This is a genomic window from Acinetobacter sp. 1207_04 (assembly GCF_052850415.1).
In genome coordinates, this window is record NZ_VXCQ01000014.1 from 1 (window position 1) to 25,148 (window position 25,148).

Annotated in this window: 22 protein-coding genes and 4 tRNA genes; 10 read left to right on the forward strand and 16 right to left on the reverse strand. The window is 38.8% G+C overall.

The window, feature by feature from the left end:
- Positions 1-168 precede the first annotated feature (168 nt).
- From FW754_RS12790 to FW754_RS12800, 3 genes are read left to right on the forward strand one after another with little or no spacing between them, the layout of a single operon-like run.
- On the forward strand, positions 169-678 hold the full coding sequence (locus tag FW754_RS12790; RefSeq protein ID WP_419346457.1) for a YfiR family protein: 510 nt from the start codon (positions 169-171) through the stop codon (positions 676-678).
- 6 nt (positions 679-684) lie between these two features.
- The gene (locus tag FW754_RS12795; RefSeq protein WP_409510923.1) at positions 685-1,902 is read left to right on the forward strand and encodes a sensor domain-containing diguanylate cyclase; all 1,218 of its coding nucleotides are present in this window, start codon (positions 685-687) and stop codon (positions 1,900-1,902) included.
- A gap of 20 nt (positions 1,903-1,922) precedes the next feature.
- Positions 1,923-2,402 (forward strand): OmpA family protein, encoded by a 480-nt coding sequence (locus FW754_RS12800; protein ID WP_446324853.1) that lies wholly within the window; start codon positions 1,923-1,925, stop codon positions 2,400-2,402.
- 209 nt (positions 2,403-2,611) lie between these two features.
- On the opposite strand, the gene FW754_RS12805 is transcribed toward FW754_RS12800, so the two are convergent.
- The 8 genes from FW754_RS12805 to secA all read right to left on the reverse strand — a co-directional run bounded on the left by FW754_RS12805 (position 2,612) and on the right by secA (position 9,071).
- A tRNA-Pro gene (locus FW754_RS12805) sits at positions 2,612-2,688 on the reverse strand.
- A 22-nt stretch (positions 2,689-2,710) separates the two neighbouring features.
- A tRNA-His gene (locus FW754_RS12810) sits at positions 2,711-2,786 on the reverse strand.
- Positions 2,787-2,827: 41 nt separating this feature from the next.
- Positions 2,828-2,904 (reverse strand) — tRNA-Arg (locus FW754_RS12815).
- A 44-nt stretch (positions 2,905-2,948) separates the two neighbouring features.
- A tRNA-Pro gene (locus tag FW754_RS12820) sits at positions 2,949-3,025 on the reverse strand.
- A gap of 155 nt (positions 3,026-3,180) precedes the next feature.
- The gene (gene nadA / locus FW754_RS12825; RefSeq protein ID WP_446324854.1) at positions 3,181-4,248 is read right to left on the reverse strand and encodes a quinolinate synthase NadA; all 1,068 of its coding nucleotides are present in this window, start codon (positions 4,246-4,248) and stop codon (positions 3,181-3,183) included.
- 136 nt (positions 4,249-4,384) lie between these two features.
- Positions 4,385-5,605, reverse strand: a complete 1,221-nt coding sequence (gene argJ, locus FW754_RS12830; protein ID WP_446324855.1) for a bifunctional glutamate N-acetyltransferase/amino-acid acetyltransferase ArgJ — start codon at positions 5,603-5,605, stop codon at positions 4,385-4,387.
- A gap of 192 nt (positions 5,606-5,797) precedes the next feature.
- Positions 5,798-6,169 carry a hypothetical protein gene (locus tag FW754_RS12835; protein ID WP_409510919.1) on the reverse strand — a complete coding sequence of 124 codons (372 nt, stop codon included), beginning with the start codon at positions 6,167-6,169 and terminating at the stop codon, positions 5,798-5,800.
- 163 nt (positions 6,170-6,332) lie between these two features.
- Positions 6,333-9,071: a preprotein translocase subunit SecA gene (secA, locus tag FW754_RS12840; RefSeq protein ID WP_409510918.1), complete on the reverse strand. Its 2,739-nt coding sequence runs from the start codon at positions 9,069-9,071 to the stop codon at positions 6,333-6,335.
- Between the two features lie 337 nt (positions 9,072-9,408).
- Here secA and FW754_RS12845 point away from each other — a divergent pair, with 337 nt between their 5' ends.
- The 3 genes from FW754_RS12845 to FW754_RS12855 all read left to right on the forward strand — a co-directional run bounded on the left by FW754_RS12845 (position 9,409) and on the right by FW754_RS12855 (position 11,772).
- Complete coding sequence (locus tag FW754_RS12845) at positions 9,409-10,053, forward strand: peroxiredoxin (RefSeq protein ID WP_446324856.1); 645 nt, start codon at positions 9,409-9,411, stop codon at positions 10,051-10,053.
- Positions 10,054-10,277: 224 nt separating this feature from the next.
- Positions 10,278-11,093: an MBL fold metallo-hydrolase gene (locus FW754_RS12850; RefSeq protein ID WP_446324857.1), complete on the forward strand. Its 816-nt coding sequence runs from the start codon at positions 10,278-10,280 to the stop codon at positions 11,091-11,093.
- 154 nt (positions 11,094-11,247) lie between these two features.
- Complete coding sequence (locus tag FW754_RS12855) at positions 11,248-11,772, forward strand: dual specificity protein phosphatase family protein (RefSeq protein ID WP_446324900.1); 525 nt, start codon at positions 11,248-11,250, stop codon at positions 11,770-11,772.
- Between the two features lie 23 nt (positions 11,773-11,795).
- Here FW754_RS12855 and FW754_RS12860 read toward each other — a convergent pair whose 3' ends face one another.
- Genes FW754_RS12860 through trpA form a run of 4 tightly spaced genes read right to left on the reverse strand, consistent with a single transcriptional unit; the run spans position 11,796 to position 15,788 of the window.
- Positions 11,796-12,803: an SPOR domain-containing protein gene (locus tag FW754_RS12860; RefSeq protein ID WP_446324858.1), complete on the reverse strand. Its 1,008-nt coding sequence runs from the start codon at positions 12,801-12,803 to the stop codon at positions 11,796-11,798.
- The gene (folC, locus tag FW754_RS12865) at positions 12,794-14,095 is read right to left on the reverse strand and encodes a bifunctional tetrahydrofolate synthase/dihydrofolate synthase (RefSeq protein WP_446324859.1); all 1,302 of its coding nucleotides are present in this window, start codon (positions 14,093-14,095) and stop codon (positions 12,794-12,796) included. Before folC ends, FW754_RS12860 begins: the two co-directional genes overlap by 10 nt.
- Positions 14,092-14,988: an acetyl-CoA carboxylase, carboxyltransferase subunit beta gene (gene accD, locus FW754_RS12870; protein WP_409510913.1), complete on the reverse strand. Its 897-nt coding sequence runs from the start codon at positions 14,986-14,988 to the stop codon at positions 14,092-14,094. Before accD ends, folC begins: the two co-directional genes overlap by 4 nt.
- Positions 14,985-15,788, reverse strand: coding sequence for a tryptophan synthase subunit alpha (gene trpA / locus FW754_RS12875; RefSeq protein WP_409510912.1), 804 nt, complete (start codon positions 15,786-15,788; stop codon positions 14,985-14,987). Before trpA ends, accD begins: the two co-directional genes overlap by 4 nt.
- 372 nt (positions 15,789-16,160) lie before the next feature.
- On the opposite strand from trpA, the gene FW754_RS12880 reads away from it, so the two are divergent.
- Positions 16,161-17,498 (forward strand): Na+/H+ antiporter NhaC family protein, encoded by a 1,338-nt coding sequence (locus FW754_RS12880; protein ID WP_446324860.1) that lies wholly within the window; start codon positions 16,161-16,163, stop codon positions 17,496-17,498.
- A gap of 86 nt (positions 17,499-17,584) precedes the next feature.
- Here FW754_RS12880 and FW754_RS12885 read toward each other — a convergent pair whose 3' ends face one another.
- Positions 17,585-18,628 (reverse strand): AraC family transcriptional regulator ligand-binding domain-containing protein, encoded by a 1,044-nt coding sequence (locus tag FW754_RS12885; RefSeq protein ID WP_446324861.1) that lies wholly within the window; start codon positions 18,626-18,628, stop codon positions 17,585-17,587.
- 145 nt (positions 18,629-18,773) lie between these two features.
- On the opposite strand from FW754_RS12885, the gene FW754_RS12890 reads away from it, so the two are divergent.
- Both FW754_RS12890 and FW754_RS12895 read left to right on the forward strand, forming a co-directional pair.
- Positions 18,774-19,655 carry a metal-dependent hydrolase gene (locus FW754_RS12890; protein WP_446324862.1) on the forward strand — a complete coding sequence of 294 codons (882 nt, stop codon included), beginning with the start codon at positions 18,774-18,776 and terminating at the stop codon, positions 19,653-19,655.
- 55 nt (positions 19,656-19,710) lie between these two features.
- On the forward strand, positions 19,711-20,586 hold the full coding sequence (locus FW754_RS12895; protein WP_419346440.1) for a metal-dependent hydrolase: 876 nt from the start codon (positions 19,711-19,713) through the stop codon (positions 20,584-20,586).
- A 139-nt stretch (positions 20,587-20,725) separates the two neighbouring features.
- On the opposite strand, the gene FW754_RS12900 is transcribed toward FW754_RS12895, so the two are convergent.
- Entirely contained in the window at positions 20,726-21,721 is a 996-nt protein-coding gene (locus tag FW754_RS12900) for a DUF2804 domain-containing protein (protein WP_409510907.1), read from the reverse strand.
- Between the two features lie 283 nt (positions 21,722-22,004).
- Positions 22,005-23,123: a CaiB/BaiF CoA transferase family protein gene (locus tag FW754_RS12905; RefSeq protein WP_419346436.1), complete on the reverse strand. Its 1,119-nt coding sequence runs from the start codon at positions 23,121-23,123 to the stop codon at positions 22,005-22,007.
- A 210-nt stretch (positions 23,124-23,333) separates the two neighbouring features.
- Between FW754_RS12905 and FW754_RS12910 the strand changes: the two genes are divergently transcribed.
- Positions 23,334-24,344, forward strand: a complete 1,011-nt coding sequence (locus tag FW754_RS12910) for an AraC family transcriptional regulator (RefSeq protein ID WP_409510905.1) — start codon at positions 23,334-23,336, stop codon at positions 24,342-24,344.
- Positions 24,345-24,509: 165 nt separating this feature from the next.
- On the opposite strand, the gene ftn is transcribed toward FW754_RS12910, so the two are convergent.
- Positions 24,510-24,974, reverse strand: a complete 465-nt coding sequence (gene ftn, locus FW754_RS12915; protein WP_409510904.1) for a heteropolymeric bacterioferritin subunit Ftn — start codon at positions 24,972-24,974, stop codon at positions 24,510-24,512.
- Positions 24,975-25,148 lie beyond the last annotated feature (174 nt).

The following is a 25,148-nucleotide window of genomic DNA, read 5'->3' on the forward strand; positions in this document are numbered from 1 at the left end:
ATGCAACCCTTTTTTTGATTTTATTTATAAATATTATTTATTCGTTCATTAATCAATCCATTTCAATTGTTTTTTGTATTTTTCTTCATGATTTTTCCCTATTTATATATTTTGGAGATTTCATTAAATTAGTTCATAATCGCTTTATTAATGACGACTCTTAATTAAATGAAGAAAATGATTGTCAAACTTCAACGACTTCTATCTATAGGAATTTTGCTTTTTATAGCCTCATTCCCATCAATCACGTCTGCACAAAATATTTCAGAAACAACTCTATCTATACTCAGCTATGTCCGCTGGAAAACCGATTCACCTATAATTTGCATTATAGATAATGACGAAATTAACAAAGAATTAACAACACTAGCTCAACAGAATAATTATAAATTTCACATCAACACAATTTCATCAGCTCAACTCAAACGTGTGCATTGCGATGCGGTATTTTTTAGCAATACAACTGCAGCAACCGAACAACAGCTCATCAATAGCGCCATAAATAAAAATTTACTTTCTTTTAGTTCAAGTAATCCCGAGTGTGAAATTGGCAGCGCATTTTGCCTATACACATCAAAAGGGGGAAGGACATTGTTTAAGTTAAACTTAGACAGTTTATCTCGCAGTAAAATACATGTGGATCCACGTGTTTTACTTTTAGCTCGAAATGCGGAGTAAATTATCGTGATCAGTAAATTTTACCGCTCAACTTCTTTACAAACATTATTCCGTAAATCTCAGTTTACTATTTTTGCAATTACGTTTTTAATTTGTACATTTACGCTCGCAAGTATCTCTGTCTTTACTGTCGAATCTTATGCCAAACAAAATTTAATTTTAGTCAGTAAAACTGCTGTAGATCGAATTCAACCCAGCCTAGTTTTTAAAGATCAGGCGTCGATGAATCAGATTATTAACGACTATACCCTTCAGCATTCAATTCGCTTAATCCAAGTTTTTGATGAAAAAGGTAATCAAATCGCTGAAAGCAAAAAAAATATTGAGCATTATTCATATTTACAAAGCTTGTTTGATCAATTCTTTTTACGCGATGCGATTACAATGAATGTTCAACATCATGACAAAAATGTCGGTAAAGTCGTCTTATACGGTAGCTCCAATGTCATTATGATGTTTATTTTTAAGGTGTTTTTTGGTTTATGTATTGGTATGTTATTTATGATTCTTGCCCTATGGTGGTCGGTAAATTCAACATATCGTCATATTATGGAATCTATTACCCCTATTATTAATATTGCTCGTCTTTTAAGTAGCCAAAAGGCCTATAATTTACGCTTTCCAAGTAATGATATTAAAGAGTTCAATCATGTAAATACCGTATTTAATCAACTTTTAGATGAAATTCAAACATGGCACACGCATCTTCAAAATGAAAATAGCGAATTATCTTATCAAGTGCTGCACGATCATCTAACCGAATTACCTAATCGTAACTTTTTTTACCAAATACTTTGCAACATTTATAATGATGATCAAAAACGCCATTCATCCGCTTTAGTGTTTATTGATAATAATAATTTTAAAGCGATCAATGACCAATATGGACATCTGGTTGGCGATGAGGTATTAAAAGAAATGGCGCAACGTCTACGCAGCAACATCCGTCAAGAAGATTTTGTAGCTCGATTGGGTGGTGATGAATTTGCGATCATTCTACATTCAATGTATAAAACAGAACACCTTATCTCAGTAGCAGAGAATTTACTCAAATGCTGCGAAGAACCATTACATTATAAAGGGCAGGATATTCATTTTAGTTTTAGCTTAGGTATATCCTTTTCAAATCAAGCAAATACACCTGAAGATTTGATTTCACAAGCCGATCAAGCCATGTATAAAGCAAAATCAGTCAAACACAATTGGTTCATTTATCATTCTTAACTTTAGGATTTCCATACGTTATGCTCAGTAAAATATTTAAACTCTCATGTCTTGCCATACTCTCCATTTCACTTACAGCATGTTTAAGTTTTGGACCTTTAAGCCATAAACAAATTAAAGTATTAAAAAAAGAAGGTTTTACGCAAACCAATGAAGGCTGGAGCTTAGGCTTACCTGAACGCCTACTCTTTGATTTTAATGATTCAACCATTAAAGCCAATCACGTTACCGAAATTGAACGACTCGCACTGCAATTGCACAAATATAAACTCGATAAAGTAAAAATTGCAGGTCATACCGATAATGTAGGTAATCCTGAATACAACTTAAAACTCTCAGAACAACGTGCACAAAGCGTGGCTGATATTTTTCAAAAAAGTGGTTTTAGTCAACAAAATATGACTATTTTAGGACGTGGCTCAAGCCAACCTGTAGAAGACAACAATACAGAAGAGCATCGCGCAGCCAACAGACGTGTTGCAGTAATTATTATTCCGTAAAATGTACACAAATGATTAAAATTAAAAGACTCCTAATCAGGGTCTTTTTTTATGCAAGATCTTTGGAAAATAAATTTTATAAAAAAAGAAAGTAACCCGTGTGCTAGCAAGATGAATGATTAAAGACTACATTCAAAATAAAACACAAATTTCAGGCATAAAAAAACCGCACTTAAGCGGATAATTTACATTTAAGCTTTTGCTTAAAATGGTCGGAGCAGTAGGATTCGAACCTACGACCCCCTGGTCCCAAACCAGGTGCGCTACCAAGCTGCGCCATGCTCCGAATTTCTTACTTATTCAGTAAGTGGGGTGGATGAAGGGGCTCGAACCCTCGACAACCGGAATCACAATCCGGGGCTCTACCAACTGAGCTACAACCACCATAACAACATTTTAAGATTCAATAATATCAAACGACCAAATGGTGCGCCTGACAGGGCTCGAACCTGTGACCATCCGCTTAGAAGGCGGATGCTCTATCCAACTGAGCTACAGGCGCATTACCTACGATCAAAGATCATTGGAGATCTCGCCTTGAAGAATTGGTCGGAGCAGTAGGATTCGAACCTACGACCCCCTGGTCCCAAACCAGGTGCGCTACCAAGCTGCGCCATGCTCCGATTCATCTCAGCTTTCGTACCGTTCGAAGTATCGTTCGGTACGGTGTGCATTCTAGGCGTGGCGCTCGAATACGTCAACACCTATCTTCAAAAAAAGTTAAAAAAACACTTCATATGTATATTTATCAAGCATTTCAGCGTTTTTTTATACAATTTTAACGTTTTAATGATGCGCTAAAGTCCAACATACGATCCAAGGGTAGCTTTGCACGCTCTGCCAATGCAGGATCAACGAATATTTCTTGATCAGCCTTGCGTAAAACATCCAAGATTCCATCTAATTCATTCATTGCCATCCATGGACAATGTGCACAAGAACGACATGTTGCCCCTTCTCCCGCTGTCGGTGCTTCAATAAGTGTTTTATGTGGTACAGCTTGTTGCATTTTGTAGAAAATACCTCGGTCTGTTGCCACAATCATCGTTTGATGCGGTAGAGTCTGTGCTGCTTTAATCAACTGTGAGGTACTCCCCACAGCGTCAGCGACATCTACAACTGATTCAGGTGACTCTGGATGTACCAAAACAGCTGCATCAGGGTACAAGGCTTTCATGTTGTCAATGCCACGTGCACGGAACTCTTCATGAACAATACATGAACCATCCCAAAGTAACATTTCTGCGCCTGTTTTCTTTTGAATATAGCGCCCTAAATGCTGATCTGGTGCCCAAATAATTTTTTCACCCAAGCTGTCTAAATGCTCAATAATTTCGACCGCACAACTTGAAGTTACCACCCAATCTGCGCGTGCTTTAACAGCCGCTGATGTATTGGCATAGACCACTACCGTATAATCAGGATGAGCATCGCAGAATGCCTTAAACTCATCGATAGGACAGCCCAAGTCCAATGAGCATGTTGCCTCTAAAGTTGGCATTAATACTTTCTTTTCAGGCGATAAAATTTTTGAAGTTTCCCCCATAAACTTTACACCTGCCACTACAAGCGTCTGTGCAGCATGATCACGTCCAAAACGAGCCATTTCGAGTGAGTCTGATACACACCCTCCTGTTGCCTCTGCAAGCTCCTGTACATCAGGGTCACAATAGTAGTGTGCAACCAGTACCGCATTTTGTTTTTCAAGCTCTGCTTTAATCTCAGCAAACTTCTGCTGTTTTAGCTCAGGACTTAAACTGTTGTCCCTTGGCTCCCCTAAACGATCCAAATGTGCTGTGACAATTGATTTTGCTTCATTGGCAATTAAATTGGTCGCATCATTCATACGAGGTCTTCTCTTTCCGTTATCACAAGCGTCATGCCTGCGTTGTACAATTGGTGAAGTTATTGTAGATAATTCCACCACCAAAATTCATTCCATTATAAAAAAGCCTCATGAGTGAGGCTTTTTACATTTTGCATTAAGAGCGGTAATCTGCATTGATTTTGACATAATCATAGGATAGATCACAGGTATATACCGTATCTTTTGCCTGCCCTCGCCCAAGATCAACATGAATGGTGATTTCAGACTGTGACATGACGCGTGCACCCGCTTCTTCGGTATAATCTGTTGCTGCACCACCATCACGGCAAATTTGAACATCATCAAGCCAAACTTGAATTTTTTCAACATCAAGATCTTTCACACCAGCATAACCAATGGCTGCAAGAATACGCCCCCAATTTGGATCAGAGGCAAAAAATGCTGTTTTAACCAATGGTGAATGCGCAATGCTATAGGCAATATCGCAACATTCTTGCGTATCTGCACCACCTTCAACAGCAACAGTCATAAATTTGGTTGCACCTTCACCATCACGTACAATCAATTGCGCCAAACGCTTCATAACTCGAATAAGTACATCAAGCAATATGACATAACGTGGATCGGCTTCGGAGGTCATCTCAATACCACCTGCCTGACCTGTTGCTGCAAAAATACATGAGTCGTTTGTTGATGTATCACCATCAATTGTAATACGGTTAAATGATACATTTACGGCTGTGTTAAGCAATTGCTGAACCAATTCACGGCTGACTGGTGCATCGGTTGCAACAAAGCCCAACATGGTCGCCATATTTGGACGAATCATGCCTGCACCTTTGGATATTCCTGTCATGGTATACGTTACACCATCAAGTTCAAACTGCTCTGATGCACCTTTAGGCGTAGTATCTGTAGTCATAATGCCTGTTGCAGCATCGACCCAAGCATTGTCTTTCACGCTATCTAAGGCAGGTTGCAACCCACCCAAAAGACGTTCCATTGGTAATTGCTCGCCAATTACACCTGTAGAAAATGGTAAAATTTCAAAAGGCTCAACCTGTGCAATTTCTGCTAACTTAAAACATGTTGCTTTGGCATTTTCCATACCAAGCTGACCTGTTCCTGCATTGGCATTGCCTGTATTGATTATGAGATAGCGTGGGTTGCCCATTTCTAAATGTTTTTTAGACACATGCACAGGTGCTGCACAAAATGCATTCTGAGTAAAAACACCTGCAACATTAGTGCCTTGTGAAAATTCAAAAATAACGAGGTCACGTCGGTTTGGATAGCGTACATACGCCTCAGCAGAACCAATTTTTACACCTTGCACCACATGCATTTGTGGCATCGACACGTCACCAACAGCCATTTGAGAATGTCCAGAATCAGAATAAAAATACAGCTTATTAGAAAAGTATTAAAAAATCGAGCAATAAGCCCTGATCATTCATATTTACTATGACTTTCATCTTTTTATCTACAAAAACAAAAAGTCTAATGCTAAAAAACCAGCCGTCAGGCTGGTTTCTATATTTTCGATGATTCAAAAATCACAACAGATTTACTGTTGAGGCTGTGCCTGAGCAACAACAGGGCTACCATCAAGCAAAGCCAATTTGACTTTTTCTTGACTCGACACAGACAAAGCAGGATTCGATGCCACCACACGATTTACGGTTGCTGGTGTTACAGGTGCAATCGCAGCGGTTTTTAAGATGATCGGACGACCATTGGTATTTCCTAAAGTATAACGGATACCTGTGCGTGGACTAATGACTGTCGTTGAGTCATTTTTCACTTCAGCTTGCGCTGTCATCACACCTGCCGCAGCTTGAACTTTTTCTACTGTCGTCGTTTGTGGAACAGTATCTGCAAAAGCAAAAGCAGGCAACGTCAACGTTGTTGCAAAAATCGTTTTTAATAATATTTTCATTGTGTTCCCAAATATTTTTCAATCAGAAGTAAATAACATTAACCAATCAAATCTGCAATGCTTATTCACATGTTGTAAAAATTAAAATTCATAGCTTAGCGTTCAGATGAAAAAACAGAGCCTAAGCTCTGTTTTAATGTCTCTGCGCAAATCTAGCCTAAAGTTAAATTTTACCGTGGCACTGTTTATATTTTAAACCTGACCCACATGGACATGGCGCATTTCGACTTTCAGGTACTTCAAATGTCTGTGCTGAAAAATCTGTCGCGTTAATTGTTGGATTACCATCAATAACAGCATTTACTTCATCACCAAAGTCCATTTCTGCACCAAAGTTCAAGCGCATTGCTTCCGCTTGCGCTTGTTGTTGTGCCAACTGTTGAGCTTCCATTTCTGCAAGCTCTTCAGGTGTAGGAACGTGAATACGTGAAATATCCATCACCACATCAGACTTAATCACACCAAGCATATTTACAAAAAGATTAAATGCTTCTTTTTTGTATTCTTGCTCAGGATTTTTCTGAGCATAGCCACGCAAATGAATCCCTTGACGCAAATAGTCCATTGCAGCCAAATGGTCTTTCCAATGACGATCAAGCGCACCTAACATAAAGTGACGTTCAAGTGTCGCAGCAGACTCAGCACCCATTTGCTCACGGCGCGAACGGTAACGGGCAATAATTTCATCCGTAATACGACGAACTAATGCTTCCTCATCAAGACGACGATCTTCTTCAAGCCATTGAGCAACAGGTAAATCTATACTTAAATCTTCGCGTAGTGCTGCTTCAAGCCCTTGAATATCCCACTGATCGTGAATTGACTCAGGTGGAATAAAGTTCTCAATTAAACCTTTTGCGACTTCTTGATGCATCTCTTCAATATAATCTTGAAGTGAGCTTTCTTCTAAAATTTCATCTCGTTGTGAGTAAATAATTTTACGTTGTTCATTATTTACATCATCGTATTTCAATAGGTTTTTACGGATATCGAAGTTACGTGCTTCTACTTTACGTTGTGCATTTTCAATTGAACGTGACACCATTTTGTGTTCAATAGCTTCATCTTCTTGCAAGCCCATTGCACGCATCATACCAACAACACGGTCACCTGCGAAAATACGCATTAAGTCATCTTCAAGTGACAAGAAGAAACGTGAAACACCAGGGTCACCTTGACGACCCGAACGACCACGTAATTGGTTATCAATACGGCGTGATTCATGGCGTTCTGAACCAATGATATGTAAACCACCAGAACTGAGTACCATTTCATTGTTCTTTTCCCATTCTGCACGTAGACGAGCTTCATCTTCAGCAGTTGGGTTTTCAATTTTTGCGAGTAATGCTTTCCAGTTACCACCGAGCAGAATGTCTGTACCACGACCTGCCATGTTGGTTGCAATAGTCACTGCTTTTGGCGCACCAGCTTGAGCAATAATATCGGCTTCACGCTCATGCTGTTTAGCGTTGAGAACTTCGTGTGCAATACCCGCTTCAAGTAATTTATCTGATAAAATTTCAGAGGCTTCAATGGTCGCTGTACCAATCAAAATTGGTGCAACACCTTCTTCGTGAATTTTTTGGATTTCTTTGATTATCGCGCTGTATTTACCATTACGATTCAAATAAATTAAGTCATTTTGATCAACACGCACCATTGGACGATGTGTCGGAATCAATACGACATCTAGACCATAAATTTCCTTCATTTCAGCAGCTTCTGTATCTGCTGTACCTGTCATACCTGACAGTTTTTTATAAAGACGGAAATAGTTCTGAAATGTCGTAGTTGCCATGGTTTGGTTTTCAGGCTGAATTTCAAGCCCTTCTTTAGCCTCAACCGCTTGGTGTAAACCTTCTGACCAACGACGACCTGGCATGGTACGGCCAGTATTTTCATCGACAATAACCACTTCGCCATCATCAACAATATAATGTACGTTACGTTGATACAAATAATGTCCACGAATTGCCGCAGTCACATGATGTACTAAGTTTAAATTGCCCGATGAATATAGACTTTCGCCTTCTGCCAACAAGCCCATTTGAATAAGTTCTTGTTCAACAGCTTCAAAGCCTGCCTCAGTTATTTCTACTGAACGTTGTTTTTCATCAATCCAAAAATGTCCACCATCGGCAACTTTTTCTTCTTTCTGTGGATGTAATTTTGGTGGAATGCTGTTGAATGCTTCATATAACTGTGATGAATCTTCACTTTGACCTGAAATAATCAGCGGAGTACGTGCTTCATCAATCAAGATCGAATCGACCTCATCGATAATCGCATAGATTAAACCACGCTGTTTTTTCTCAGCCATTGAGAAAACCATGTTGTCACGTAGGTAGTCAAAACCAAATTCGTTATTGGTACCGTACGTAATGTCTGAACGATACGCTTCTGATTTTTCAAAAGGTGCCTGCATGGAATAAATTACACCAACAGTCAAACCTAAAAACTCATAAAGAGGACGGTTTAACTCAGCATCACGCTGTGCCAAGTAATCATTCACGGTAATTACGTGAACGCCTTGACCGCTGATTGCATTGAGATATACAGCCAAAGTACCCATGAGGGTTTTACCTTCACCTGTACGCATTTCGGCAATTTTACCTTCATGCAAGGTAATACCACCAATCAACTGTACGTCATAATGGCGCATACCCATGACACGCTTACCTGCCTCACGACAGACTGCAAATGCTTCAGGTAATAATTTATCGAGGCTATCGCCCTTATTGTATCTTTGTTTGAATTCTTCAGTTTTCGCAGATAAGTCTGCATCACTTAAGGCTGATACCGTCGGCTCGAGCGCATTAATTTTCTCGACAATTTTACGCATCCGTTTAAGTTCGCGCTCGTTTTTAGTACCGAAGATTCCTCCGATCAGACTTGCCAACATATAAACTCTCTAAAACTTGCTGAATAAATAATTTTTTCTCAGACGATATTATGGTGCTTGAAATTTGAAGTACAAGGGTTTTGCACAAAACCGAGTAAAAAAAATCTTTATATCAACATTCACATCATAAATCTAAGGCAAATTAATGTAGCAAATTTAATCTACACATAACATAGCTGAAGTTAATGAAAAGCTTAAAAAATTAATGACTGATCATTTCAATATATCAATAAAACGTATAACCAAAGAAAAAAACACTATTTTTAAATATAAAAAAACTACGCCATATTCAATGCATAAACCATCAATATCAATTTTAAATTTTAAGGTAGCTCACATGACACTACGACTTGGCGATACAGCACCAGACTTTGAACGACAATCGAGTCAAGGCAACATTCATTTTTATGAATATTTAGGTGATAGTTGGGGCGTTCTTTTTTCACACCCTGCTGACTATACGCCTGTATGTACAACAGAACTTGGTTATACCGCGAAACTGCATGATGAATTTCAAAAACGTGGCGTTAAGGCAATTGCTTTGTCAGTTGATGATGTTGAATCACATAAAGGTTGGATTGAAGACATCAATAGAACTCAAAATACAACGGTGAATTTTCCTATTCTTGCTGACAAAGATCGTAAAGTCTCGACTTTGTATGACTTTATTCATCCCAATGCGAGTGAAACTTTAACAGTCCGTTCTTTAGTAATTATTGATCCAAACAAAAAAGTTCGTCTCATCATTACTTATCCTGCATCAACAGGACGTAATTTTCATGAAATTTTACGCGTCATTGACTCGCTACAACTTACTGACCATTACAAAGTTGCCACACCTGCCAATTGGCAAGAAGGTGAGGATGTCGTCATTGTACCTTCTTTAAAAGATGAAGATGAAATCAAGCAACGTTTTCCCCAAGGTTACACAGCAGTCACACCTTACTTAAGACTGACTCCGCAACCTAATAAAACAAGCTAAATCGAAGAATTAATAAAAAATAATCTCAAGTAAAAACAATAAAAGTAAAAGATTACCTTCTCCAATGCCCATCTTCGGATGGGTTCTTTTTGATGACTTAGCCATCAATCGTGAATGTCATCGGGTGTTACTCAAAACCTTCACAAAAACAATCACAAAAAGCTTAGGTGACTTGTTTATTTCAGGTTATAAAACCATCAAGACATTTTAAGAATAAATCACTTATGATCTACAGCGTACACCATTTGCACTGCGGTACTATGTGTCCAACCTGTGCCCCTCTCTTTGGGCAAAAGGGTTTAAAAGCTAAAATCATTTGTCATTGCTTACTCATTGAAACTGATCAAGGCTTAGTATTGGTTGATACAGGCTATGGTATTCAAGACTACTTAAACCCGAAACAACGCTTAGGCAATACTGTTACACGAATGGGCGCCATTCAATTTGATTTCAATCTCACTGCAATTGCACAAATTCAACAACTCGGTTTTCAACCGACTGATGTCAGACATATTTTTGTCAGTCATTTAGACTTTGATCATGCAGGCGGTATATCTGATTTCCCCCATGCAATCGTGCATATTCTGTCGACTGAATATAATGCAGCACATTCATTTCATTGGAAAAATAAACTGCGTTATCGGCAAGAACAATTTAAACAACATCGGCATTGGAATTTTATTGAGCGGATGGCCACAAATGCTTGGTTCAATTTCAGCAATGTACAAGGATTAAGTCTCTTTAAAGATGAAATTTTACTTATTCCTCTTTTAGGACATACAGCAGGACATTGTGGTATTGCCATTAAACAGCAGAACAATTGGTTATTATTCTGTGGTGATGCCTATTACACACACTTGGAACTTGATCCAAAACATAGACTACCTGCTTTAGAAATTACGGAGCGATTATTCGCTTATGATAATTTACAACGCATACAAACGCTAAAATCCATTCAATCACTTGCGAGTACGCATCCTGAAATTGAAATTATCTGCGCTCATGATCCCGTTGAGCTTTATCGCTATATACAATCTTAATTTTTAAATGAAGTCATTTTTCATCATGTAATAAATAAAGGCAATAAGGCTTTATATGTCAAATCTAACTCACCCTAATCGTCAGACAGCAAGAATCTTTAAGTTCCCAATACTCAGTGCAACTGTACTCAGTATCTCACTGCTCAGTGGTTGTATGACCACAGATGCATTACCTGCAGACAAACGCCCAACCCAATGGGGAAATTTACTCAACACAAAAAGTAATTTTTATAAAATCAGTGAGATGGTTTATCGTAGTGAACAACCAAATGCAGAACTCATTCCATTACTCAAAGAAAATAAAATTGATATCGTGATTAATTTACGTAATCGAAATAAAGATAAAACGGTATTGGCAAACCAACCTTTTCAACAAGTACATATTCCTATCAATACATGGGCAATTGACCGTAATGACTTACTCGCTGTCATGCAGACCATACAAAAAGCTGAACAAAATAATCAGAAAGTTTTAGTGCATTGCTATCATGGCTCAGACCGTACAGGTGCAAGTATTGCGATGTATCGAATTATTTTTCAAAATTGGTCAACAGACGATGCTTTAAATGAAATGAAACATGGTGGTTATGGTTTTCATCCCATTTGGGGCAATATTGAAGCATTATTTACCCCCGAAAATATAAAATGGATCCGTGAGCAACTCGCGAATCCATCTTAAATTGAACACGTTATATAAATATATTAACGTTTATCTAAAGGCGTCCATTCATTAATCCATGCAGATTTCATCCCTAAGCTTTCATCTGCATTGATCTTCTTCCGTGTTACATCTGCTGCATCACGGTCTTTAGACGGTCCTACCATAATACGAATACCTTTGGACGTTTTGCTTTGCGTAACTTTATAACCTTTTGCACGTAACTTTGAAGCTACGGCATCTGCATTGTCTTCATTGGCAGCAAGAGCAACTTGAACCATCCACTGCTTATGACCACGGTCACCATCTTCCAATAGCTTACGGGCTTTCTCAGCTTCCGCTTTCTTTTTTGCTGCTTCTTGCTCTTTACGCTTTATTTCGTCAGCCGCTTTTTTATCTGTTTCCGCTTTCTTACGATCAGCTTCTACTTTTTTCATTGCTTCAGCCTTTTTATCGGCATCTGCTTTTTTCTTAGCATCTTCCTGAGCCTTACGTTTCTTTTCCTCTGCAGCTTTATTTTCTGCTTCAGTCGCTTGACGCTTCTGCTCATTCAACTTTTTTTCAGTATCGGCCTTTTTCTGTGCCTCTAATTTTTTTTGATCAACTATTTTTTGTTGTGCTTTGGTTTTATCATCTTGAGTCATTTCAGGTGGTAAATCTGTACCCTCACGAACAGCCGTAGCATTACGACGTGCATTCATTGCTGCATATTCTTCCGCTGCTTTACGCGCCGCATCTGCTTCTGCTTGCTGTTGCATACGTAAAAATTCTGCTGCTTTAGCTTCTTGCTCTGCAACTGCACGCTCACGTGAACGTTTCTGCTCTTCAAGCAAACGCTTTTCAGTTGCGACATCTACAGTTAAAGGTTGCAACTGAACAGCTTCACCCACAGGTGCAACTTGATTTGTTTTCTGAGTCTGTCCTGTTGGTACTGTCTGTGTTTGTTTCTGGTGAATCTCTTCTTGACCTTTTAAAAGCAATGCTGCCAATAAAACGCCACCACCCAATAAAACAACACCACCCATCCAGCGTTGTTTGTTATTCATTGACATTCTTCCAGATACTCCCAGACCGCTTCCAAAGTATGAAACGAACCGCACACCAGTATCAGCTGATTATTTTTTGTCTCTTCAATGGCTGACTGAAATGCTGCTTGTACATTATTAAATTGTTGAACTGCTTCACCGACCAACGCTGTTTCTAATTGTTGCAATGGCGCGGCTCGAGGCACAGTCATTGGCGCAATTTTCCACATTTTGACGGTGTTTTTCAATGACTCTACAACAGATTGAATATCTTTATCTGCCAACATTGAAAAAACTGCAATCACTTCTGTGTACTGTTTATTGTATTCTAAGAATTTTCGCAATTGCTTTAACAAAAAATCTACACCATGCGGATTATGTCCGGCATCAAAAATCACTGTTTTATTTTGAATTTGACGAACTTCAAACCGCCCTTGTAGCTTCGCATTTACAATGCCTTGTGCAATCGCTTGTTGAGAAATATTTAATCCACTGACCAAAATTGCTGCGACTGCGGTCGAAATGTTTTCAAGTGCGAGTGTGCCTAGAGGCAATTTGAGTGTTGTACCTGAGCTTGCAAAATTCCAAGTTTGACCGTCTTCCGAATCTTTATAAAAATAATCACGGTGAATGGCATACAGTGTTGCTTGGCTCTCATCCGCTTTGTTTTGAATAGCTTGCGGAATATCTTGCTGACCACCAAAAATCACTGGAATATTTGAACGAATAATTCCTGCTTTTTCAAATGCAATTTTTTCAATGGTGTCACCGAGCCAATCGGTATGATCAAGCCCAATATTGGTAATCACAGCAACATCTGGATCAATTACATTGACCACATCTAAGCGACCGCCTAGACCGACTTCAAGCACCCAAACATCACATTGCTGCTGTTTAAAAATAACAAAAGCAGCCAAAGTGGTTGCTTCAAAAAAAGACAAGGTTAAATTACAGAAACGGCGTGCTTGATCAACTTGAACGAAGGCATCAATCAGCGTTTGATCGCTAACTTCTTTACCTAGTAATTTGACACGCTCATTGAACCGATAAATATGTGGTGATTGATACAGCCCAACATTCAGACCTTGTGCATTTAAAATAGCCGCCAAGGTAGTCGTAGTTGAGCCTTTACCATTGGTGCCCGCAACCGTAATGACTTTAGCATTCGGGCGCATAACACCGAGTTGTTCAGCCACGGGAATGACGCGCTCTAAACCTAAATCGATTCCCGTAACGTGAACATGACCCCAATAATTGAGCCATGTTTGTAAATCATCAATATTTGATGGTGTATTGCTTAATGGTGCAGTGTCATTCAAGGCAAATTCATCAGTTTCGCTACAATACGAGATACAGTATCACGTAATGCGTGACGATGGACAATTTGATCGATTACACCATGATCAAGCAAGAATTCTGCACGTTGGAATGGTTCTTCCAATTTTTCACGTACTGTTTGCTCAATCACGCGCTTACCAGCAAAACCAATCATAGCTTTAGGTTCTGCAAAATGTACATCACCCAACATTGCCAATGATGCCGTTACGCCACCATAAACAGGATTGGTGAGTACTACGATATACGGTAAACGTGCATCTTTCATTTTTTGAATCACGGCCGATGTACGCGCCATCTGCATCAAAGACAACATGCCTTCTTGCATACGTGCACCACCTGAAGCTGCAAAACAGATGAGTGGTTGTTTTGTTGCAATGGCTTTTTCTGCTGCTTGTACAAAACGATCACCGACAACTGTACCCATTGAACCCGCCATAAAGTCGAATTCAAATGCACAAGCAACCATCGGAATATTTTTTAACTGACCTTGCATCACAATCAATGCTTCAGTTTCACCAGTTTTATCCTGCGCTTCTTTTATACGCGATGGATACGGTTTACTGTCCACAAATTGCAATGGATCTTTTACAACAAACTCTTGACCTAGCTCAGCCGTCACATTGTCAAAGAACCAATTTAAGCGGTCACGTGCTTTCATTTTTAAATGTTCATCACATGATGGACAAACATAGGCATTAAATGACATTGCTGTGCGTGTAACGAGTGCATGGCACTCAGGGCATTCAATCGTTGGTTCAGTAAACGTAGCTTTAACGGTTTGCTGTTGATTTGGCGCTAAAATGCCAGGAATCGAACGATCTGTCCATGGCGTTGATGGACTGAGAGTTTTCCCTGTTTTCACTTCTTGATTCATACTAACTCATCGAGCGCTGCTCGAAGCTCCTTGACTTTGTTCACCGCTAGCTCAACGGCTTGCTCGGGTGCCAGGTTGGCAAATGGCTTAACAAACGCACTTCCGACAATCACGGCATCAGCAACCGCACCCACTGCTTTTGCAGAGGCTGCATCGTTAATACCAAAACCCACACCAACAGGAATATCAGTAAAAGTTTTGATTTTCTCAATACGTGCTGCCACTTCAGCGGTATCCAATGTTGCTGCACCTGTAACGCCTTTTAACGAAACATAGTAAATAAAACCTGATGCCTGTTTAACCACATGTGCAATACGCTCATCTGTCGATGTTGGTGCAAGCAAGAAGATTTGATTCATATCATATTTTTGCAATACAACATCTAAATCTTTTGCTTCTTCGGGGGGTAAATCCACAAGAAGAACACCATCGACACCACAGTCATGGGCATATGCCACAAACTTTTCATAACCAATTACTTCAATAGGGTTTAAATAGCCCATTAAAACAACTGGTGTTGTGGTGTCTTTTTCACGAAAGGCTTTGACCATATTCAAAGCATCGAAGGTATTGGTGCCAGCAGCCAATGCACGCTCTGCGGCAAGTGCAATCACGGGGCCATCAGCCATTGGATCTGAAAATGGCAATCCCAATTCGAGTACATCCACACCCGCTTCCACCATCTGATGTAACAATGGAACGGTTACATGAGGTTGTGGGTCACCCGCCATCACATAAGAAACCAAAGCTTTACGCTGTTGAGATTTAAGCTGTGCAAATCGGGTGGCTAAACGTGACATGGCAGTGTACTTTCCTTGAATTGTTAAAACTTGAGGAGTTAATGTAAAAATACAAGTCGTTGCATTTTAAATGTTAATTGTAACGCTATTTTTTACACAAAGAATAGTCTGTCACAGTAGCACAATACAAAGCCGTATTTATACATAAATAAGACCACAACCCAATGACATTATTTAGCGCTATTTCAGTGCTAAGGACAATGATCAAAGCTTCCTATTTTCAGCTAAGCTAAAACTTTAAAAATAATCATCATTTTTGTTTTAAATCAAATAAATAACTAAAAAAACATGACTCATGAGCTGAATCAAGCGATTTTAAGAAATAGCAAAAGCTGTTTATACTGTATGAGTTTTCTTTTAATTTTTTTATTTATGTCCACTCTCCCACACCATCAGGTACAAGCTCGTGCAATTGCACTTTTACCATTGATGGTTTTTTTGACTGTCTTTTTAGGTAGCGGTATTTACCATACCATCATTGGTACTGAGTTTGCTTTTTATCAATTAAAAGCACCCGTGGCGATTCTTCCTGCCTTACTTTTAGCAGTACTGTTACACCGCAAGAAACTCAACCATGCGATTGATCAATTTTTAGAAGGTGCAAGTCACCCCAATTTAATTTTGATGTTTATGGTATTTATGTTCGCTGGCGCTTTTGCGAGTGTTTCAAGTGCCATTGGTAGTGTCGATGCAACAGTTCAGTTTGGCTTATCCATTATTCCACCAACCTTTGTCTTGCCAATGCTGTTTATCATTTCAGCATTTATTGCCACTGCGATGGGAACCTCAATGGGTACTATTGCTGCTTGTGCACCCATTGCTTTTGGATTTTCACAAGCAACCGATTTAACCGCAATTTATACCATTGGTGCAGTGGTGAGTGGTGCAATGTTTGGCGATAACTTGTCGATGATTTCAGACACCACAATTGCTGCAACTCGTAGTTTAAATGTTGAACTCCGAGATAAATTTAGAGTCAACATTTGGATTGCCTTACCTGCTGCAATCATCACGATATTGATCTACGTATTTTCAAGCCATTCATCACAACACATTGAATATAAAGCTTATAACATTTGGTTAATTTTGCCTTATGTTGCGGTTTTTTTCTTAGCATTTACACGGTTGCATGTACTTGCGGTACTGAGTCTTGGCGTTTTAATCTCAGGTATCATAGGACTAATCTCTACACCTGAATTTAGCATGCTCAAATTCAATACGGCGATTTATGATGGCTTTGTGAGCATGTTTGAAGTCGCATTACTATCAATGCTCTTAGGTGGCTTATCTGCCATTATGCAAAAAGAAGGTGGCTTAGAATGGTTAATTCAGCGCATTTATGTCCTAACTGGTTTATTTAAAGTCGGTACACAGCGTGCAGGTGAAATTGGTATTAGTTTTTTAGTCATTTTTTCCAATTTATTTGTGGCAAATAATACCGTTGCAATTATTTTATCGGGTGATATGGCAAGAGAGGTCGCACATGCTTATGGTGTTGATCCTAAGCGTGCCGCTGCATTTATGGACATTTTTTCTTGTGTCGTTCAAGGTATTATTCCTTATGGTGCTCAGCTACTTTTAGCCTGTTCAATTGCAAAAATATCTCCTGTTGAATTGATTGGTTCAATTTATTACTGTTGGATTTTAGCCATTTTTGCGGTACTCGCAATTGTATTTCGTTTTCCAAAATTAAAATCAGCTTCGCTGTAAACAGCATTAATCTAAAAATTCAGGTGATCTTCGGGTCACCTTTTTATTTCAACCTAGCAATTTTAATGAATTATTTTTCAATAGTATTAGCCACTATTAATGGCATTTTTCAACTGTTGTTTTTTCTGCAATAAAGTCTGTCCACTATAGGCCTTATAAGCTCTCGCTAATGCAGATTGATCTGAATAACCCAACTTCATCGCAATATCGGTCAAATGTCGCTGATCTTGCAACAATTGCTCACAACGATTCATACGTTCATATTCAATAATTTTTTTAAATGATGTACCCAAGTCGGACAGTTGTCGTTGTAGTGTTCGACTTGAAATATGCAACTCTTGACTGATTTGTTCAATTTTCGGTGCTTGCTCTTCTAAGCGTAAATACTCTTCCACAATCAAATGCAACTGTTCGGCAATAGTTTCATAACGTGGCTTTGAGGCAATTGCCTCTTCGGCTTGGCGCACTAACATTTGCATAAGTGGTGGATCAGCTTGTTGAATTTTCAGGTTTAATCCATCTAAATCTAAAACAAAACAGTATTCACTTTGATGAAACAATACTTCACAAGCATAAAATTTTTGATAATGATACATTGCCATTTGTGGCGGATGAGCAAAATGTACACTGCGTAAAGGAAACTGATCTTCAGGCACTATTTTTCTTGCTAAATACATCATCAATGCTGTGGTCAACTCATTGAGTAATATGTATTTTTCATGATGAAATGGCCAAACCATATGCACATTATGTCCATAATGATGCATTTTCATCGGAATGATGTGATCACCATCTATCACTAAGCGACTGAAACGTAATATATTTTGTAATGCCTCGGCAACCGTAGTACTACGTGAAGCCATATAGCCCAAAACTCCAAAATGTTCAGGTCGTACATGCTCTGCCATATCAAAGACGATATTTGGACGATTCAATATAATTCGTGTTTTCTCAATCAATTGATGAAAAAATAAATACGGTGATTGAGCATCTATGGGTAGGTTCAAAATCCGTTGTAAATTTTCATGATCATCGTGTAAAAAATCTGCGTTCAGCGCATCTATACCCTGCTCTAACAAATACAATTGCCAAAGATGGAAATACCCATTGGGAATATGTAAGTCCTGCATACACCAACACTCATACAATAATGTTATTTTGACATGTTCAATTTTCATTCTGTCGTAAAATGTATAAAAAATAGCAGACACTGTCAAAACAAAATTGTAAAAGCCCGACATACTGAAATCATTCTAGCTATGCCAGTAAAATAAAATGAATGCATTAGTGAAATATCAAGCTGAACCTGTAGTTCGCACCCAGCTCGACTTTAAACTCGATGAAATTCCTCGCTTTTGGTTTGGCGGAGATCCATTTCGCACTCGTATGTTTGACGCACTCAGCTTAACCTTCCCAGATGGTGAACGTTATTTCATTGAATCTGTACGCCTGTTCCGCAACAAGATTCAAGATCCAGATTTACAACAACGTGTTGCCGATTTTATTCGCCAAGAAGCGCAACACGGTATGGCACATGAAAAAATGAATCAGGTTATGCGTAATCAAGGTATGCCCATTGATCAATTCATCAGCTTTTTAACCCGTTTATTTAAGTCCGAAATTAAGAACCGTTCTCCACAATACAATATTGCTATGACCGCTGCAGCAGAGCATCTTACAGCACTCATGGCAGATACTTTTTATAGTCATCAAGAAACACTTGCAGATGCTCATCCCTATGTCCGTGCTCTACTTGCATGGCATTCTATTGAAGAAATGGAACATCGTGATGTGGCTTTTGATGTTATGCAACAAGTTGGTGAAGTCCCTGAACATATTCGTAAATTTAGCCTCGCACTGACCACAATTGCGATGCTTGGATTTACTTCTTACCGTGCCAATGTCATGTTACGCGCCGATGGGTTTACACCCATGGAGCGCTTAAAAATGGCGTATACAGGCTTACCGTGGTTTGTCGGGAAAAAAGGCATGCTGACACGTATGCGCTCTGCCTATATGGATTGGTATAAGCCAACGTTCCACCCAAGTCAGCACCCAATCATTGCACAGTATCAAGTTTGGATTGACACTTTAGCAAAAACCAACGATCCGATTGCAGCAGGTGAAGCATTTTGGCAAGCAGGTTTAAGTAATTAATTGGTCATTTGCATCAAGTTGATCAAACTGAAAAATATAAAAATAGGAAAGAATCATGAATGCTTATCTTCAACATCAAGTTGATCCTGTCGTGCGTAAGAACCTCGACTTCAAACTCGATCAAATTCCTCGCTTTTGGTTTGGGGGAGACCCATTCCGCACGCGTATGTTTGATGCTTTAAGTCTGACTTTCCCTGTCGGTGAGCGTTATTTTATTCAAAGTGTTCGTGCCTTACGTGACCGCATAACAGATGATGAATTACAACAAAAAGTCACCGATTTTATTCAACAAGAAGCGCAACACGGTCTTGCCCATGACCGTATGAATAATGAAATGAAAAAGCAAGGGATGCCTGTCGATGACTTTGTAAAATTTATGGATGATCGATTTTCTTATCTAATTAAAAATCGCTCAAAGCAATACAACATTGCTATGACCGCTGCCGCAGAACATTTGACAGCACTGATGGCGGAAACATTTTATAGTAAGAAAGAAACGCTTATAGATGTCCATCCTTATGTTCGTGCGCTTTTTGCTTGGCATGCGATTGAAGAAATGGAGCATCGTGATGTGGCTTTTGATGTCATGCAAGAGGTTGGAGAAGTTTCTGAACGTTTACGTAAATTTGCACTGACTTTTATCACCATCCAAATGTTTGGTTTCACATTTTACCGTGCCAATGTCATGCTCAAGCATGATGGCTTTAATCGCTTAGAACGTGCCAAATTTGCAATCCAAGGTTTGCCATGGTTCTTTGGTCAAAAAGGTACGCTCAGCGCAATGAGCTCATCTTATAAAGATTGGTTTAAAGCAGACTTTCATCCGAGTCAACATCCTGTCATTCGCCAATACCAAACGTGGATTGATGCTTTGGCTGAAACCGATGATCCTATTGCCGCTGGTGAGGCTTTTTGGCAAGCGGCTTTATAATGGCAGAAATGACTTGAGCTCATTCTAAAATGACGGATGTAAAAAAAGGCGAATGTAAATAACATTCGCCTTTTTTTACATGTTTTATTTAATATTCTTCAAAAATGATTGGTAGATTTACATAGATCATCTTATTGACTCACCATTTTGCATAGTGTTGTTCGAGTAAACCATATTCACGATTTAAATGAATTATTTCACCTTGTTCAGTTTGAATTGTCCCACTCACTCGCGACTGCCATTGACTAAATTGACTACCAACCAAACGTAGATTTAAACTCTCAAAACGGCGCCATCCTGTTTCAATGGTTAAGTTTAGTTTTTGATCGAGCGAAGTGATTGTCCAATGTTGATTATCTTGTTTTACAAATAATACATCTGCAACAGCATACAAAGCACCATTGACCCATAAGCAGTTTTCATTACCAAAACTTTCGTTTACCCCTGACGCCAAATTCAGTCCGACACGCTGACCATTGGCATCCCAAAAATTACATGATAACCAAAACCATGCTGTTTCAGGTCGTAAAAAACCACAAGTATCATCTAATGAAGCAAAGCTCTTTTCATTAAATTCAATATTTTGTTTCTTCTTATTAATAAAAAAACCTTCCACAGCCAATGTGGTTTTTTTCTGTGTATACGTCCAACCATTAATACCATTTGGACTACATAAACTTAGCGGTGATATCCCTGCACAGAAAATTCGAGCTTTCAGTTGTACTTCACCATGCTTTTTTACAGTGATATAACGCACACCATTGGCATGTTGCATTTCAAGTTCGAATGGCGATTTTAAAAAGTGACTTTGACTAAAAAGTGGTTGCTCATCAACCGTTGTACCTCGACCTAAAATCGTATTGGCATTCCACTCAAGTACTTCTTGGGTTTCATGATTATAGACATAAATAAACCCATGCCCTGCCCAACCAATATCTGCAATAGCCACGCCAATGGTATATTCTGCATGTTGAATACCACAAAATTTAAATTTTTTATATTTTAACTGTTTACGCCATCCTTTAAGCGTTTTTCCATACGGCGTTTTGTATTCATAGCGATTCACATCAATTGATGTTGGAATCTGCTCAAAACGTCCATAACGAGGTTGACCATTGCTTTGTATTAAATCCATTCCAACCTTTCCATCCGTGGTCACTGTTTAAATATAGACTTTAGTCGATGATTTAATTATGACCTATTTTCCACAAAAAGTGCAATATTTGTACATAAAATTCAAAGCCAAACCACATTAAAAACAAAGGTATATAAACAATTTAATTCATAAAATAGACCAAAATATCAATATATTTATCAATTCAATAACGCTCAAGTTGTATTTTTATCTAAATAAATAAGTCGACGAATGCCGACTTTCCATTTATTTATCACTTTTCACACTAGGTAATAAAAGAGTATTACCATTCACCTGCACCTAATGGCTGACCAATAAAGTCGTAACGACTTTTTGAACGTGAAAATTTAATTGGCAATGCCAACTGTGGTTCAGTCGCATCACTCTCTCTAGTTAAGGGCACATTCACGACCCATTCTCGCTCTCTCGCCAAAGCTGAATCCAATGCTTCTTCAAGTTTTAAGACAGGTTCTACACAAACATCAAGTTGGGCAAATAACGATTTCCAAACATCAAACGACTCCGATTTTATTTTTTCTCGTAGTGCTTTCTTCACAATTTTACGATCTTCAGTATCAAACGAAGCTCCTTTTTCGAGCAAAATTGGCAATTCTAGTGCAGTCGCTAAACCACTCATAAACTGCGGTTCTAAACTTCCAATTGAGATATATCGACCATCAATAGTTTCATAATAATCGTAGAATGTACCACCATTTAAATGTTCACCTTCCACTTGCTGATGTTGTCCTCCTGCAAGACTTGCTGAAGCTGCCATGTTATTCATGCTCACAACACAATCTGTCATAGAAATGTCTACATACTGTCCTAGACCACTGGTTTGACGTTCAATAACTGCCGCCATAATGCCAATGACTGCATGTAATGAACCACCTGCAACATCGGCAATTTGGATGCCCATTGGTGGCGGACCACTGTCTTGACGACCACTGTGCCCTGCGATCCCTGACAGTGAAATGTAGTTAATGTCATGCCCTGCTTTATCTTTATAGTGACCACTTTGCCCGTAACCTGTAATCGAGCAGTAAATCAATTTAGGGTTAATTTCCGCCAAAGTATGATAATCCAAGCCTAGACGTTGCATGACACCCGGACGAAATTGTTCAACGACAATGTCATATTCCGAAATTTTCTGTTTAATCAATTCAATACTTTTAGGATCTTTTAAGTCGAGTGCAATCGATTGCTTATTACGATTTAAATAACTGTGTGAAGTTGCCTGCCCATTGGCGTAGGGCGGCAGTAAACGAACCAAGTCAGGACGAGTCGGTGACTCGATATGGATCACTTCTGCACCCAAGTCTGCAAGATACATGGTCGCAAATGGACCCGGCAATAATGTAGAAAAGTCGAGTACTTTCAATCCTTTCAAAGCAGCTGTCATATTATTTTTACCAATTTAAGGTTGATTTTTATGTCATATTAGAAATATAAAACTAACATAACAATGTCATGTTCAGCCATTTACCTTGATCATTTCGGCAATTTATTATGTAAAAAGTAGATTTACGCTGTTGTAAATTGCTATTTATATTTTTTTTAGCGTCATTTAGGTCAGGTATACGTGAACATCAAAGAGACTGAAGGATTTAACATGAGTCGTGATACGATCAGTATCCATTTTGTCAATGCGGCACTGACCGGGGTTAAACGCCTTGGCATGGATGTCGAAACTTTACTTTCGCACGTCGGAATTGAAGCTGAACTCCTTCGTCAGCCTAAAGCACGTATTTCTCCTGAACAATATACCCGTTTCATTAAAATGCTGTGGATGGTGACTCAGGATGAGCACGTTGGGTTTGATATTCAACCCCGTCGACTTGGCTCTTTCGCCATTATGTGTCAGCTGATTATCCATGCTAAAACTTTGGGCGAAGCCTTAGAGCTTTCATCACAATTTTACAAATTATTTGGCGATGAATGGTCAGTATCTGTCGAGCGTGACAAACACGAGGCTCGCCTAGTTCCACTCATTCCAAAAACATTAGATCCAGATCATTTTATTACTGAAAGTATGCTCATGATTTGGCACGGTTTAGCCTCTTGGCTCATTGAACGCCGTATTCCACTTGAGCGTGTACATTTTGGCTATCCACGTCCAAATCATGCCGATGAGTACGATGCACTCTTCTTTGCACCCGTCATGCAGTTCGATATGCCACGCACTGAAATCACCTTTGCTGCTGACTACCTTGATTTGCCGATTCGTCAAAATGAAGCAAGTTTGGAAGAATTCTTAAAAGCAGCACCTGCACAATTATTGGTGAAATTCAAAAATACCAATTCATTGACCTCACGTATTCGTGAAGTATTGAAAAGTCAAATTGGTGAAGAAATGCCAACATTGAATGATGTAGCCTCGATGCTGTATTTATCACCACAAACCTTGCGTCGTCGTTTAGCCGCTGAAGGTAAGAGTTATCAAGGTGTGAAAGATGCTTTACGCCGTGATGCAGCCATTCACTTATTGCTCAATCCTGATCTAACTCTTGAAGATGTTGCACAACAGGTTGGCTTTAGTGAAACTAGTACCTTCCACCGCGCATTTAAAAAATGGACTGGTGTAACGCCAGGTCTATATCGCCAATTACATGGTTATCATTAATTTTTGAACACTGACTGAATAGATTTTAGTATTTTCAGTTTTCCCGCCTAGTATTACTGCTAGGCTTTTTTTATTTTATAACTTAGACTGATATTCACATTTGAGTTAAAAATTTAGACATAAAAAAACTCAGATTTATCTGAGCTTTTTTAAATTCAACACAACTTACATTTGTGACTGAATATAATTTTGCAAACCAATTAACTCGATCAAACGCATTTGCTTTTCAAGCCAATAAGTATGATCTTCTTCTGTATCAGACATTTGCTGACGAAGCATATCACGAGTAATGTAATCTGCCTTTTCTTCACACAATTTGACACCCTGCGCCAATTTTTCACGGACATGATATTCAAGTGCAAGATCTGCTTTTAAACAGCTCACAACATCTGTACCAACTTCAATACCATCACGATCCATATTTGGCGTTCCTTCAAGAAACAACACACGGCGAATCAATGCATCTGCGTGCGCACCTTCTTCCTGACTTTCGTGGTCAATACGTTCAAAGATTTTAGATAAACCCCAATCTTCATACATACGAGAATGAATTAAATATTGATCACGAGCAGCCAGTTCACCACCGATCAACATATTTAGATAATCTACAACTTCTGGATTGCCACGCATTTCAAATACTCCATACCCTTTTTCAGCATTATGTACAATTTTGATCGATATTGCAAAACAATAAATTTGTAAGTTTATGATTTTTATAAAATTAAAATGAGAAACATACGCATTTGCAGTATGAATTAGCTATTTTCCATATATAAAATAAACCTTTGCGAAATCTTCGAACCG

What these genes read in the sequence shown, in the direction of transcription:
- ftn (WP_409510904.1), bottom strand. Translation starts at nt 24,974, where the DNA reads ATGCGTGGCAATCCAGAAGTTGTAGATTATCTAAATATGTTGATCGGT.
- nadA (WP_446324854.1), bottom strand. Translation starts at nt 4,248, where the DNA reads ATGAATGATGCGACCAATTTAATTGCCAATGAAGCAAAATCAATTGTC.
- FW754_RS12800 (WP_446324853.1), top strand. Translation starts at nt 1,923, where the DNA reads ATGCTCAGTAAAATATTTAAACTCTCATGTCTTGCCATACTCTCCATT.
- FW754_RS12900 (WP_409510907.1), bottom strand. Translation starts at nt 21,721, where the DNA reads ATGGATTTAATACAAAGCAATGGTCAACCTCGTTATGGACGTTTTGAG.
- trpA (WP_409510912.1), bottom strand. Translation starts at nt 15,788, where the DNA reads ATGTCACGTTTAGCCACCCGATTTGCACAGCTTAAATCTCAACAGCGT.
- FW754_RS12880 (WP_446324860.1), top strand. Translation starts at nt 16,161, where the DNA reads ATGTCCACTCTCCCACACCATCAGGTACAAGCTCGTGCAATTGCACTT.
- accD (WP_409510913.1), bottom strand. Translation starts at nt 14,988, where the DNA reads ATGAATCAAGAAGTGAAAACAGGGAAAACTCTCAGTCCATCAACGCCA.
- FW754_RS12905 (WP_419346436.1), bottom strand. Translation starts at nt 23,123, where the DNA reads ATGACAGCTGCTTTGAAAGGATTGAAAGTACTCGACTTTTCTACATTA.
- FW754_RS12855 (WP_446324900.1), top strand. Translation starts at nt 11,248, where the DNA reads ATGACCACAGATGCATTACCTGCAGACAAACGCCCAACCCAATGGGGA.
- FW754_RS12860 (WP_446324858.1), bottom strand. Translation starts at nt 12,803, where the DNA reads ATGTCAATGAATAACAAACAACGCTGGATGGGTGGTGTTGTTTTATTG.
- FW754_RS12885 (WP_446324861.1), bottom strand. Translation starts at nt 18,628, where the DNA reads ATGCAGGACTTACATATTCCCAATGGGTATTTCCATCTTTGGCAATTG.
- FW754_RS12890 (WP_446324862.1), top strand. Translation starts at nt 18,774, where the DNA reads ATGAATGCATTAGTGAAATATCAAGCTGAACCTGTAGTTCGCACCCAG.
- FW754_RS12910 (WP_409510905.1), top strand. Translation starts at nt 23,334, where the DNA reads ATGAGTCGTGATACGATCAGTATCCATTTTGTCAATGCGGCACTGACC.
- FW754_RS12845 (WP_446324856.1), top strand. Translation starts at nt 9,409, where the DNA reads ATGACACTACGACTTGGCGATACAGCACCAGACTTTGAACGACAATCG.
- FW754_RS12850 (WP_446324857.1), top strand. Translation starts at nt 10,278, where the DNA reads ATGATCTACAGCGTACACCATTTGCACTGCGGTACTATGTGTCCAACC.
- FW754_RS12895 (WP_419346440.1), top strand. Translation starts at nt 19,711, where the DNA reads ATGAATGCTTATCTTCAACATCAAGTTGATCCTGTCGTGCGTAAGAAC.
- FW754_RS12790 (WP_419346457.1), top strand. Translation starts at nt 169, where the DNA reads ATGAAGAAAATGATTGTCAAACTTCAACGACTTCTATCTATAGGAATT.
- secA (WP_409510918.1), bottom strand. Translation starts at nt 9,071, where the DNA reads ATGTTGGCAAGTCTGATCGGAGGAATCTTCGGTACTAAAAACGAGCGC.
- argJ (WP_446324855.1), bottom strand. Translation starts at nt 5,605, where the DNA reads ATGGCTGTTGGTGACGTGTCGATGCCACAAATGCATGTGGTGCAAGGT.
- FW754_RS12835 (WP_409510919.1), bottom strand. Translation starts at nt 6,169, where the DNA reads ATGAAAATATTATTAAAAACGATTTTTGCAACAACGTTGACGTTGCCT.